This is a genomic window from Pseudomonas sp. P108 (assembly GCF_032613195.1).
Lineage (GTDB): Bacteria > Pseudomonadota > Gammaproteobacteria > Pseudomonadales > Pseudomonadaceae > Aquipseudomonas.
The window spans coordinates 1,240,430-1,253,307 of record NZ_CP126691.1 but is presented as its reverse complement, the minus strand read 5'-3'; the positions used below and the strand labels follow the sequence as shown (position 1 = coordinate 1,253,307).

The following is a 12,878-nucleotide window of genomic DNA, read 5'->3' as shown; positions in this document are numbered from 1 at the left end:
GCGAAAGCGGAGTGACAGTCAACATCAATGCTGAATGTTACATCCCTTCGCGAGCAGGCTCGCTCCCACAGTGGGTATCGGTGTTCTCTGGAACGGTGATTACAGGTCGCCGTAACCCAGCGAACGCAGCGCACGCTCGTCGTCAGACCAGCCGCCCTTCACCTTGACCCACAGGTTGAGCATGATCTTGGAGTCGAACAGCAGCTCCATGTCCTTGCGCGCTTCGGTGCCGATGCGCTTGATGCGCTCGCCCTTGTCGCCAATGATGATCTTCTTCTGGCCGTCACGTTCAACGAGGATCAGAGCGTGAATGTGCAGGGTTTTGCCCTGCTGCTTGAACTCTTCGATTTCGACGGTGATCTGGTACGGCAGCTCGGCGCCCATCTGGCGCATGATTTTCTCGCGCACCAGTTCAGCAGCGAGGAAACGGCTGCTGCGGTCAGTGATCTGGTCTTCCGGGAAGAAGTGATCGTTCTCCGGCAGATGATCGGCAATCACTTTTTCCAGCGCTTCGAGGTTGTGCCCGTGCTGCGCGGAAATCGGAATGATCTGCGCGTTCGGCAGCTGTTCCTGCAACCAGCTGAGGTGCGGCATCAGCTCGGCTTTGTCTTCGATGCGGTCGGTCTTGTTCAGCGCGACGATCAGCGGGCCGGTCACGTACTGCACGCGCTCGAGAACCATCTGGTCTTCGTCGGTCCACTTGGTGCGGTCAACGACGAAAATCACCACATCGACGTCTTTCAACGCCGCCGAAGCGGTTTTGTTCATGTAACGGTTCAGAGCCTTTTCGCCACCCTTGTGCATGCCGGGGGTGTCGACGTAGATCGCTTGCACGTCACCTTCGGTCTTGATCCCGAGCATGTTGTGGCGGGTGGTCTGCGGCTTGCGCGAGGTGATCGCGAGCTTCTGGCCAAGGATGTGGTTCAGCAACGTCGACTTACCGACATTGGGACGGCCGACGATGGCAACATAGCCACAGCGAGTTGCGTTTGTATCAGTCATTGCCATTCTCCACGCCCAGGGCAATCAGTGCTGCAGCGGCCGCTACCTGTTCGGCAATACGACGGCTCACACCCTGACCTCGGCTTTTTTCATTCAGTAAGACAACTTCGCACTCGACGAAGAAGGTTCGGCAGTGCGGCTCGCCCTGGATATCCACCACTTCATAGCGTGGCAGATCGCAACCGCGCGATTGCAGGTGTTCCTGCAGGCGGGTTTTCGGATCCTTGTTGGTGTCGACCAGCGTCAGGCCTTCGAACTCGCCGGCCAGCCAGGCCAGCACGCGCTCACGCGCCATGTCCATGCCGGCATCAAGGTAGATCGCACCGATCAAGGCTTCGAGGGCGTCGGCCAGAATCGATTCGCGACGGAAGCCGCCGCTTTTCAACTCACCGGAACCCAGTCGCAGGTAATCGCCAAGGTCGAAACCGCGCGCCAGTACGGCCAGCGTCTCACCTTTTACCAAGCGTGCGCGCAAACGCGACAACTGGCCTTCGCGGGCCAGCGGGAAGCGATCGAACAGTGCCTCGCCGGCAACGAAGTTGAGGATGGCATCGCCGAGGAATTCCAGGCGTTCGTTGTTACGCCCGGCAAAACTGCGGTGCGTGAGGGCCAGCAGCATCAGCTCCTGATCCTTGAAGGTGTAACCGAGCTGGCGCTCGAGACGGCTTAGAGAAACGCTCACGGTTTACCCACGCTGAGTTCGTGGCTGGATTCCACTGCCATCGCCGGGATGCGGCGCAGGCCTGGGACAATTAACGCTGTGTTCAAAAATTAAATCCTGGCGATTGCGAAGCCGATTGTGCCGGCTCCAGAAATGCATTCGGCGCTGTGGTCAACAGCGCCGTGTGTGATTACTTGATCAGGCCAACCCGCGAGAAATTCGGCAGGTGACTGAGTTTCGGTTCCGGCCAGCTCATCCAGACCGCGAAGGCCTTGCCGACGATATTCTGGTCGGGAACCATGCCCAGCAGATCCTTGGGAATGTTCGGATCATCCCAATAGCGACTGTCGTTCGAGTTGTCGCGGTTGTCGCCCATCATGAAGTAGTGCCCGGCAGGCACTGTCCACGAGCGGTCCGGCGTGGCGCGGTAGCGGCTCATTTCCTTGCGGATCAGATGCTCGGCGGCGCCCAGTTTCTCTTTGTACAGTTCGGCACTGCCCAGCGTGCCCGGCTCGGCGCCGACCATCTGCTCGGCAATCGACTCGCCATTGACGAACAGACGCTTGTCGGCGGTGTAGCGCACCGTGTCACCCGGCAGACCGACCACACGTTTGATGTAGTTGACGTTCGGATCGCTCGGGTAGCGGAACACCATCACATCGCCGCGCTGCGGATCACCGACTTCGATGATTTTCTTGTCGACCACCGGCAGGCGGATCCCGTAAGAAAACTTGTTCACCAGAATGAAGTCGCCGACGTCCAGGGTTGGCTTCATCGAGCCCGAAGGAATCTGGAACGGCTCCACGAGGAACGAACGCAGCACCAGAACGATGAACAACACCGGGAAGAACGACTTGCCGTATTCAACCAGCAGCGGTTCTTTGTTCAGTTTTTCAACGACCACCCCGTCAGGCTGGCTGACGCTGCCTTGATAAGAGGCAATGGCAGCACGCCGACGCGGTGCCAGGATCAACAGATCAAGCAACGCCAACAGGCCGCAGACGAACACGGCGATGACCAGCAACAGCGGGAAATTTAGTGACATAGGACCTAACTATCCAACCTGAGCACGGCAAGGAAGGCTTCTTGTGGAATTTCCACGTTGCCGACCTGCTTCATGCGTTTCTTACCGGCCTTTTGCTTCTCGAGCAGTTTCTTCTTACGGCTGACGTCACCACCGTAGCATTTGGCCAATACGTTCTTTCTGAGTGCCTTGACGGTTGTCCGGGCAACGATCTGACCACCAATGGCAGCTTGAATCGCCACGTCGAACATCTGACGAGGAATCAGTTCTTTCATCTTCTCGGTCAACTGGCGACCTTTGTAGTGCGAGTTGTCACGGTGCACGATCAATGCGAGGGCATCGACCTTGTCGCCGTTGATCAACACGTCCAGTTTCACCAGATTAGCCGATTGGTAACGGTCGAAATGGTAATCCAGCGAAGCATAGCCGCGACTGGTGGATTTGAGACGGTCGAAGAAGTCCAGGACCACTTCGTTCATCGGCAGGTCGTAAGTGACTTGCACCTGATTACCGAGGAACAGCATGTCGACTTGAACGCCGCGCTTCTCGATGCACAGGGTGATGACGTTGCCCAGGTGTTCCTGCGGCACCAGAATATTGGCGCGCACGATCGGCTCGCGCATGTCTTCGATCGACGAGACATCCGGAAGCTTGGATGGGTTGTCGACGTAAATCGTTTCACCGGTTTTCAGTACCAGCTCGAAGATTACGGTTGGCGCGGTGGTGATCAGGTCCAGGTCGTACTCGCGCTCCAGGCGCTCCTGAATGATCTCCATGTGCAGCATGCCAAGGAAGCCGCAACGGAAGCCGAAGCCCAGTGCGTCGGAGCTTTCCGGGGTGTACTGCAGCGACGAGTCGTTGAGGGTCAGCTTCTGCAGCGCTTCGCGGAAATCTTCGAAGTCGTCGGAGCTGACCGGGAACAGACCGGCGTAAACCTGTGGCTGGATGCGTTTAAAGCCGGGCAGCACTTCAACGTCCGGGGTCGAGCTCAGGGTCAGGGTGTCACCGACCGGTGCACCGTGAATGTCCTTGATGCTGGCGATGATGAAGCCCACTTCGCCGGCCTTCAGGTCAGACGTGGCGGTGTGCTTCGGGTTGAACACGCCAACGCTGTCGACCAGATGGATCTTGCCGGTGGACTTGACGAGGATCTTGTCGCCCTTCTTCACGCGGCCATGACGCACGCGCACCAGGGAGACAACGCCCAGATAGTTGTCGAACCAGGAGTCGATGATCAACGCTTGCAGCGGATCTTCGATGTTGCCGGTCGGCGCAGGAATGGTGTGCACCAGACGCTCAAGCACTTCGTCGACACCCAGGCCGGTCTTGGCGCTGCAGGTGACGGCGTCGGTGGCGTCGATGCCGATGATCTTCTCGATCTCGTCCTTGACGCGATCAGGATCGGCCTGCGGCAGGTCGATCTTGTTCAGTACCGGCATGACCTCAAGGCCCTGCTCGATCGCGGTGTAGCAGTTGGCCACGGACTGGGCTTCAACACCTTGACCGGCATCGACCACCAGCAACGCACCTTCACACGCGGCCAGGGAACGGCTGACTTCGTAGGTGAAGTCGACGTGGCCCGGGGTGTCAATGAAGTTCAGCTGGTACTTGATGCCGTCTTTGGCCGTGTAATAAAGGGTGACGCTGTGGGCCTTGATGGTGATCCCGCGTTCACGCTCCAGATCCATGGAATCCAGTACCTGGGCTTCCATTTCACGCTCGGCCAGGCCGCCACACATCTGGATGAAACGGTCAGCCAGCGTCGACTTGCCATGGTCAATGTGGGCGATGATGGAGAAATTGCGGATATGACTCAAATCACTCACGGATCAACACTCAAAAAGGCTGCAGGCATGGCCCGCCGAAAAATAGCCGGGAATTGTACCTGATACACGGCGCAAGCGTCACGTTCACCTGTCACCCGGATTGCATGCAAAAACGCCTCGTTCTGTCGACCGAGGCGTTCTCAAAGCGGAAACATTGGCAGAAAAGAGCCGATCAACCGGCTCTTCGCAGCAGCCAGACACCCGCCAGCGCACAAACCCCGGCCGGCACCAGTACCGCGAACAGCGGCGAGAAACCGAACACCAGGCTCGACGGGCCCAGCAAATCCTGGACGATGCGGAACGTGAAACCGACCAGCACGCCGGTGAACACCCGCTGACCGAGGGTCACCGAACGCAGCGGACCGAAGATGAAGGAGATCGCCATCAGTACCAGCGCGGCGGTCACCAGCGGCTGCAACACCTTGACCCAAAATGCCAGCCAGTAACGGCCGTTACTCAAACCTTGCTCGGACAGATAGTGGATGTAACCCCACAGGCCGCTGATCGACAGCGATTCCGGGGCCATGACCACGGTGCTCAGCAATTGCGGGCTCAGGGACACGTCCCAGCGCTCGGTCGGCATATTCACCACTTCAGTGCTGCGCTCATTGAATTTGGTCGTCGCCACATCGGTGAGCTGCCAGTGATTGCCATCGAACTCAGCCTTTTTGGCGAAGCTCGAACTGAGCAGATGGCGCTCCTTGTCGAAGTGATAACGGGTCACGCCATACAGCAAGCCGTTCGGTTGCACGGCGTTGATGTGGATGAACTCTTCACCCTGACGGTGCCACATACCGTGCTTGGCGCTTTGCGCGTCGCCGCTGCCTTGCGCCAGCGAACGGTTGGCCTGCGCCATGCTTTCGGTCGCCGGAGCAACGTATTCGCCGATCAGCACGCCAGCCAGCATCAGCACCAGCATTGGCTTCATCACCGCCCAGACGATCCGGCCGATGGACACGCCAGCGGCGCGCATGACGGTCAGCTCACTGCTGCTGGCCAGACTGCCGAGGCCGATCAGGCAACCGATCAACGCGGCCATTGGCAACATTTCGTAGAGACGGCGTGGCGCGGTCAGCAACACGAAGCTGAGAACATCAACGAGGGTGTAGGTGTCGCTGACATCACCCATCTCATCGATGAACGCGAAAAGCGTTGCCAGACCGAGGATGATTGCCAGCACGGCGATGATCGCCATGAACACGCTGCTGCCGATGTAGCGGTCGAGTTTAACCACGGGCCACCTCCAGCGCAGCGGCGCGACGGCTGGCCATTTTCAGACGCAGCGGCTCCCAATAGAGCAGGCCGAGACCGATGAACAGGAAGATCGCGTGCACCCACCACAGGCCAAGGGCCGGTGGAATCTTGCCTTTTTCAAGGGCGCCGCGCGCGGCAATCAGGATGGTCAGATAAGCCATATAAAGAAGAATCGCCGGCAGCAGCTTGAGGAAACGCCCTTGGCGCGGATTGACTCGCGACAGCGGCACCGCCATCAGGGTCACGATAAACACCAGCAGCGGCAGGGACAAACGCCATTGCAGTTCGGTTTTGGAGCGGATGTCATCGCTGCCCAGCAGAGACGAGGTCGGCATGGCGTCACGGTCGGTGACTTCTTCGCTGACGTCCGGCTTGGGCAGCAGCACGCCGTAGGTTTCGTAATGAATGGCACGGTAATCGGCCTGACCCGGGCTGCCGTCGTAGCGGTAGCCGTTATCGAGGATCAGATAGCGGTTGCCGTCGGGGCGCACTTCCTGGCGACCACTTTCGGCCACCAGCACGGAAATCCCGCGATCCTTTTGATCGGCTCCGAGGTTCTTCTGCGAAATGAATACACTGCCCAGATTGACGCGATCGTCGCTCAGGGTTTCGGTGTAAGTCACCCGAGTGCCGTCACGCAGGGCCTGGAAACGCCCCGGTTCAAGGGTATCGAATTCAGTCAGTGCATCCTGCTTGTTCAGGAGTAACTGAAACTGATTGGCGCCTTGCGGGGCCAGGCCCAGGCTCAGCCATGCCACGACCAATGCAACCAGCGTCGCCGGAAACAGGGTCATGCGAAACAGCTTCTGCTGGCTCATGCCGGTGGCCGACAGCACGGTCATTTCGCTTTCAAGATACAGGCGACCATACGCCAGCAGGATGCCGAGAAACAGGCCCAGCGGCAGAATCAGTTGCAGGAAACCCGGCAGACGAAAGCCCATGATCAGGAACAACGAGCCCGGATCGAGCTGGCCGGCAGCGGCCTGCGCCAGGTATTTGATGAAGCGACCGCTCATGATGATGACCAGCAGCACGGCACTCACGGCGCTGAGGGTCAACAGGACTTCGCGGGACAGATAACGGAAGACGATCAAACCAGACACTCCAGGGTTGTCAGGCTAAGGCGGCCAAACAAGCAAACACATCGACCGGCCCGCAACGCAGAGCCGTCGAAAAAAGATGCGGCATTATCCTGTGATTGGGGGCGCCTGTCACTGCGCACACTCATCCATCGTTGTAATCCTTTGCAGATCGTACAACCTAGGGGGCGTTCTCAATTAGTTTTCACACCGCGCCGGGTCTGCTGTTGTGCAGGGCAAGGCGCGAGAAGCGTGGTTTGGTCATTCCAAATAAGCTTCGAGCAACGCAGCCCTGCACAACAGCAGGCCCGGCCCTTCGGGTTGTGCCTTAAAGCCGGCCAGTCTGCGTTGCAGGCCTTGGAAAGGGAACAACCATTCCCAGCGGCCTGCGCCTTGCCTGGCTGGCTTTAAGGCGACAACGCGGCGTGGAAACTAATTGAGAACGCCCCCTAGGGTTGTCAGGCGCGGGGAGCGAGGTTCAAACTGCGGCCCTTGTCGCAGGCTTTGGCCTGCGCCTCTTCTATCTATAAGCAGGCGACTGCGGACACCGTCGAACGCCTGCGTGTTGACCATTCATTCAGGGATCCGGACATGGAACTGGTTGTAAAAAGCGTTAGCCCAGAAACGTTGAAAACCGCCACCCTGGTGGTTGCCGTCGGCGAAGGCCGCAAACTCGGCGTCGCCGCCAAACAGGTCGACGAACTCAGCGGTGGCGCGATCAGCGCCGTGCTCAAGCGTGGCGATCTGGCCGGCAAAGTCGGTCAAAGCCTGTTGCTGCACAGCCTGCCGAACCTCAAAGCCGAGCGCGTGCTGCTGGTCGGCGTGGGCAAGGATGAAGAACTGGGCGACCGTCCGTTCCGCAAAATCGTTGCCGGCATCCTCAACACCCTCAAGGGTCTGGGTGGCAGCGACGCCGTGCTGGCGCTGGATGAAGTTATTGTCAAAAACCGTGACAGCTACGGCAAAACCCGCCTGCTGGCGGAAACTCTGGTCGACGGCGAATACACCTTCGACCAGTTCAAGAGCCAGAAAGCCGAACCGCGCGCGCTGAAGAAAATCACCCTGCTGACCATCAAGGCCGCGCAAGCCGAAGTGCAGCGCGCCGTGAACCACGCGACCGCGATCGCCAATGGCATGGCCTTCACCCGCGACCTGGGCAACCTGCCGCCGAACATCTGCCACCCGACGTTCCTCGGTGAACAAGCCAAGAATCTGGGCAAAGAATTCAAGGATCTGAAAGTCGAAGTCCTCGACGAGAAGAAGATCAAATCCCTCGGTATGGGCTCGTTCTACGCCGTCGGCCAAGGCAGCGAGCAACCGCCGCGCCTGATCGTCATGCAATACAACGGTGGCAAGAAATCCGAGAAGCCGTACGCCCTCGTCGGCAAAGGCATCACCTTCGACACTGGCGGCATCAGCCTGAAACCAGGCGCCGGCATGGACGAAATGAAGTACGACATGGGCGGCGCGGCGTCCGTGTTCGGTACCCTGCGTGCCGTACTTGAACTGAAACTGCCGATCAACCTGGTGTGCATCCTCGCCTGCGCCGAGAACATGCCGAGCGGCAATGCAACCCGTCCGGGCGACATCGTCACCACCATGAGCGGCCAGACCGTGGAAATCCTCAACACCGACGCCGAAGGCCGTCTGGTGCTGTGCGACGCGCTGACCTATTCCGAGCGATTCAAGCCGCAGGCAGTGATCGACATTGCCACCCTGACCGGCGCTTGCGTCGTTGCCTTGGGCGCCCACACTTCGGGCCTGCTGGGCAACAACGACGAACTGATCGGCCAACTGCTCAGCGCCGGCAAAGCCGCTGACGACCGCGCCTGGCAACTGCCGCTGTTCGACGAGTACCAAGAGCAACTGGACAGCCCGTTCGCCGACATCGCCAACATTGGCGGGCCGAAAGCCGGCACCATTACGGCTGCATGCTTCCTGTCGCGCTTCACCAAGAACCTCAACTGGGCGCACCTGGACATCGCGGGCACCGCATGGACCAGCGGCGGCAAGGACAAAGGTGCAACCGGCCGTCCGGTGCCTCTGCTGACCCAGTACCTGCTGGATCGCGCCAAAGCCTGAACCCGCTGACGGGCGGCGTCACTTTCGGGTGACGCCGCTTGCTGCTCTGGAACCGCAATGACCAAAGTCGACTTCTATATCCTGCCCAGCGCCGACCCTTCGGCTCGTCTGGACTTTGCCTGCAAGCTCACCGAGAAAGCCTGGCGCATGGGCCACCGCATCTACCTGCATTGCAGCGACGCGGCTCAGCGTGACGATCTTGATGCGCGCCTGTGGGCATTCAAGGGCGAAACCTTCGTGCCGCATGGCCCGGCCGACAGCGAACCGGACGGTTTGATTGTGTTGGGATTGGGTGAGGACTGCGGTCAGCATCAGGATTTGCTGGTCAATCTCGACCTGAAAGTCCCGGGCTTCGCCAGCAAATTCGCCCGAGTGGCGGAAGTGGTGGTGGAAGAACCGACGATTCGAGCGGCCGCGCGGGAGAGTTTCCGTTTCTACCGCGAACAGGGCTATCCTCTGCAAGATCACCGTTTACAGCGACTCTGAGCATTCCAATGGACACTCCGAAACCGCAGCAAAAGTCCGCACATCTGCTGGACGATCTCGAATCGATCCGCCAGTTGCTCGGCGACGACAACCTGCAACCGCCACTGCTGACCGATACGGTCGATGACGGCGAACAGGAACAGATTCCGATGTTGTTCGATTCGGTTGGCAACGAGCCGGCCACTGTCGAACCACCACCCGCGCCAGCTCCGGCACCCGCCGTACAACCGGCGGCACCTGTGGATAAAGGCCCGGACGCCCTGCTCCACCTCGACAGCGAACTGCGCGCCGCTGCGCAATTGATCATGCAAGACGTGATCGACGACTTCGCGCCGCACATCGAAACCGAAATCAAACGCCGTCTCGATGCGCGCATGGAACGGCTCCTCAGCCAGTACGAATAACGCGCCCCGTGTAGGAGCTGCCGCAGGCTGCGATCTTTTGATCTTGTTTTTAAAAACCGAAGTCAAGGGATTGCAGCCTTCGGCAGCTCCTACATTTAGCTCCCCTCCGGGCCCGCCCCGCTCGCCCTCGGCCCCATGCCCCGCTATACTCGTCGGCTTTTCCTGAATTAATGCCAATAGGGTCCCGCCGCGCATGGATAAGACCTACCAGCCGCACGCCATTGAAACTTCCTGGTACAACACCTGGGAGTCCGAGAACTACTTCGCCCCGCAAGGCGCGGGCGACTCCTACACCATCATGATCCCGCCGCCGAACGTCACCGGCAGCCTGCACATGGGTCACGGTTTCAACAACGCGATCATGGACGCCCTGATCCGTTTCCGCCGCATGCAGGGTCGTAACACCCTGTGGCAGCCGGGCACCGACCACGCCGGTATCGCCACGCAGATGCTGGTGGAGCGTCAACTCGAAGCCCAGGGCCAGAATCGCCATGATCTGGGCCGTGAAAAATTCCTCGAGAAAGTCTGGGAGTGGAAGGATCAGTCCGGCGGCAACATCAGCCGTCAGATCCGCCGCCTCGGCTCGTCCGTTGACTGGAGCCGCGAGCGCTTCACCATGGACGACGGCCTCTCGGAAGCGGTTAAAGAAGCCTTCGTACGCCTGCACGAAGACGGCCTGATCTATCGCGGCAAGCGCCTGGTCAACTGGGACACCAAACTGCACACGGCGATTTCCGACCTCGAAGTGGAAAACCACGACGAGAAAGGTTTCCTGTGGAACCTGAAGTACCCGTTGGCCGACGGCGCGAAAACCGCTGATGGCAACGATTTCCTGATTGTCGCGACCACCCGTCCAGAAACCATGCTCGGCGACTCCGCCGTTGCGGTGAACCCGAACGACGAGCGCTACCAGGCCCTGATCGGCAAGTTTGTCGAGCTGCCACTGGTTGGCCGCCGCATCCCGATCATCGCCGACGATTACTGCGATCCTGAATTCGGCACCGGTTGCGTGAAAATCACCCCGGCCCACGATTTCAACGACTACGAAGTCGGCAAGCGCCACAACCTGCCGCTGCTGAATATCTTCGACAAGAATGCCAACGTGCTGCCGGCAGCGCAGGTGTTCAACCTTGATGGCACGCTGAACGACAGCATCGACGGCGCGATTCCGGCTGAATACGCCGGTCTTGAGCGTTTTGAAGCGCGTAAGCAAATCGTTGCTGCGTTCGACGCCGCCGGCCTGCTGGTCAGCGTCAACGACCACGGCCTGAAAGTACCGAAAGGCGACCGCTCCGGCACCATCATCGAGCCGTGGTTGACCGACCAGTGGTACGTGTCGACCAAGCCTTTGGCCGAGCCTGCGATTGCTGCCGTTGAAGACGGCCGTATCCAGTTCGTACCGAAGCAGTACGAAAACATGTACTTCTCGTGGATGCGTGACATTCAGGACTGGTGCATCAGCCGCCAGCTGTGGTGGGGCCACCGGATTCCAGCCTGGTACGACGAGTCGGGCAAGGTCTATGTAGGTCGCGACGAAGCAGAAGTGCGTGCCAAGCACAACCTGGGTCCGGACGTTGCACTGCAACAGGACAACGACGTACTCGACACCTGGTTCAGTTCTGGTCTGTGGACGTTCTCCACCCTGGGCTGGCCTGAGCAGACCGAGTTCCTGAAGAAATTCCACTCCACCGACGTGCTGGTGACGGGCTTCGACATCATTTTCTTCTGGGTTGCCCGGATGATCATGCTGACCATGCACCTGATCAAGAACGAAGACGGCACGCCGCAAGTTCCGTTCAAGACCGTTTATGTGCACGGTCTGGTGCGTGATGGCCAGGGCCAGAAGATGTCCAAGTCCAAGGGCAACGTCCTGGACCCGCTGGACATCATCGACGGTATCGAGCTGGAAGACCTGGTGCAGAAGCGCACCTCCGGCCTGATGCAGCCGAAACTGGCGAAGAAGATCGAGAAGCAGACCCGCGACGAGTTCGCCGATGGCATCGCCAGCTACGGCACCGACGCCCTGCGCTTCACCTTCTGCTCGCTGGCCTCGACCGGTCGCGACATCAAATTCGACATGGGCCGTGTTGAAGGCTATCGCAACTTCTGCAACAAGATCTGGAACGCCGCGCGTTATGTTCTGGACAAGGGCGAAGACTGCGGCCAGAACGGCGAAGCCTACGAGCTGTCGCTGGCAGATCGCTGGATCATCTCGCAACTGCAACGCACCGAAGCCGAAGTGACCCGTCAGCTGGATCAGTTCCGTTTCGACCTCGCCGCGCAAGCGCTGTACGAGTTCATCTGGAACCAGTACTGCGACTGGTACCTAGAACTGTCCAAGCCTGTGCTGTGGGACGAGAACGCACCGGTTGAACGTCAGCGCGGCACCCGTCGCACGCTCGTTCGCGTACTGGAAGTCGCCTTGCGTCTGGCGCATCCATTCATGCCGTTCATCACTGAAGAAATCTGGCAGCGCATCGCGCCACTGGCCGGCATTCAGGGCAAGACGATCATGCTGCAAGCGTGGCCAGTGGCCAACGAAGAGCGCATCGATCCGGCCGCCGAAGACGACATTGAATGGCTCAAGGAACTGATGCTCGGCACACGTAACATCCGTGGCGAAATGAACATCGGCCCGGGCAAGCCACTGCCGATCTACCTGAAGAACGTCAGCGCTGAAGACCAGCGCCGCCTGACCGAGAACGAAGCGCTGCTGAAGAAACTGGCGCGTCTGGAATCGATCACCGTTCTACAGGCTGGTGAAGAAGCACCGCTGTCCGCCACCGCGCTGGTTGGCGAGATGGAAGTGCTGGTGCCGATGGCCGGTCTGATCGACAAGGGCGCCGAGCTGGCACGCCTGGACAAGGAAATCCTGCGTCTGCAGGGCGAGGTCCAGCGGGTTGGCGGCAAACTGTCCAATGCCGGTTTCGTCGACAAGGCCCCGGCCGAAGTCATCGAGAAGGAACGCGCCAAACTGGCCGAGGCTGAACAAGCCCTGGGCAAACTGGCCGAGCAACACGCGCGGATTGCCAGCCTGTAACGGCAAATCGCTTTAAAAAG

The 12,878-nt window shown here is 59.6% G+C and carries 10 protein-coding genes; 4 read left to right on the top strand and 6 right to left on the bottom strand.

Translation table 11 applies throughout. The features are described 5' to 3' along the window. Nucleotides 1-99: 99 nt before the first annotated feature. From era to lptF, 6 genes are all read right to left on the bottom strand, one after another. On the bottom strand, nt 100-1,002 hold the full coding sequence (gene era, locus QOM10_RS05355; RefSeq protein ID WP_016771562.1) for a GTPase Era: 903 nt from the start codon (nt 1,000-1,002) through the stop codon (nt 100-102). Beyond that, nucleotides 995-1,684: a ribonuclease III gene (gene rnc, locus QOM10_RS05350; protein ID WP_016986099.1), complete on the bottom strand. Its 690-nt coding sequence runs from the start codon at nt 1,682-1,684 to the stop codon at nt 995-997. The genes era and rnc overlap by 8 nt, the downstream gene beginning before the upstream one ends. A 169-nt stretch (nt 1,685-1,853) precedes the next feature. After that, nucleotides 1,854-2,708 carry a signal peptidase I gene (gene lepB, locus QOM10_RS05345; RefSeq protein ID WP_127925937.1) on the bottom strand — a complete coding sequence of 285 codons (855 nt, stop codon included), beginning with the start codon at nt 2,706-2,708 and terminating at the stop codon, nt 1,854-1,856. A 5-nt stretch (nt 2,709-2,713) separates the two neighbouring features. Next, nucleotides 2,714-4,513, bottom strand: a complete 1,800-nt coding sequence (gene lepA, locus QOM10_RS05340) for a translation elongation factor 4 (RefSeq protein WP_038357686.1) — start codon at nt 4,511-4,513, stop codon at nt 2,714-2,716. A gap of 172 nt (nt 4,514-4,685) precedes the next feature. After that, on the bottom strand, nt 4,686-5,747 hold the full coding sequence (gene lptG, locus QOM10_RS05335) for an LPS export ABC transporter permease LptG (protein ID WP_122843205.1): 1,062 nt from the start codon (nt 5,745-5,747) through the stop codon (nt 4,686-4,688). Continuing rightward, nucleotides 5,740-6,861: an LPS export ABC transporter permease LptF gene (lptF, locus tag QOM10_RS05330; RefSeq protein WP_095050952.1), complete on the bottom strand. Its 1,122-nt coding sequence runs from the start codon at nt 6,859-6,861 to the stop codon at nt 5,740-5,742. Before lptF ends, lptG begins: the two co-directional genes overlap by 8 nt. A 576-nt stretch (nt 6,862-7,437) precedes the next feature. Here lptF and QOM10_RS05325 point away from each other — a divergent pair. The 4 genes from QOM10_RS05325 to QOM10_RS05310 all read left to right on the top strand — a co-directional run bounded on the left by QOM10_RS05325 (nt 7,438) and on the right by QOM10_RS05310 (nt 12,858). Further along, nucleotides 7,438-8,928 carry a leucyl aminopeptidase gene (locus QOM10_RS05325; RefSeq protein ID WP_127925936.1) on the top strand — a complete coding sequence of 497 codons (1,491 nt, stop codon included), beginning with the start codon at nt 7,438-7,440 and terminating at the stop codon, nt 8,926-8,928. A 57-nt stretch (nt 8,929-8,985) separates the two neighbouring features. Continuing rightward, nucleotides 8,986-9,414 (top strand): DNA polymerase III subunit chi, encoded by a 429-nt coding sequence (locus tag QOM10_RS05320; RefSeq protein WP_316917713.1) that lies wholly within the window; start codon nt 8,986-8,988, stop codon nt 9,412-9,414. An 8-nt stretch (nt 9,415-9,422) separates the two neighbouring features. Further along, nucleotides 9,423-9,818, top strand: a complete 396-nt coding sequence (locus tag QOM10_RS05315) for a DNA polymerase III subunit chi (RefSeq protein WP_150749494.1) — start codon at nt 9,423-9,425, stop codon at nt 9,816-9,818. 193 nt (nt 9,819-10,011) lie between these two features. After that, a complete protein-coding gene (locus tag QOM10_RS05310) occupies nt 10,012-12,858 on the top strand; it encodes a valine--tRNA ligase (RefSeq protein WP_160038414.1) in 2,847 nt (948 codons plus the stop codon). Nucleotides 12,859-12,878: the final 20 nt, after the last annotated feature.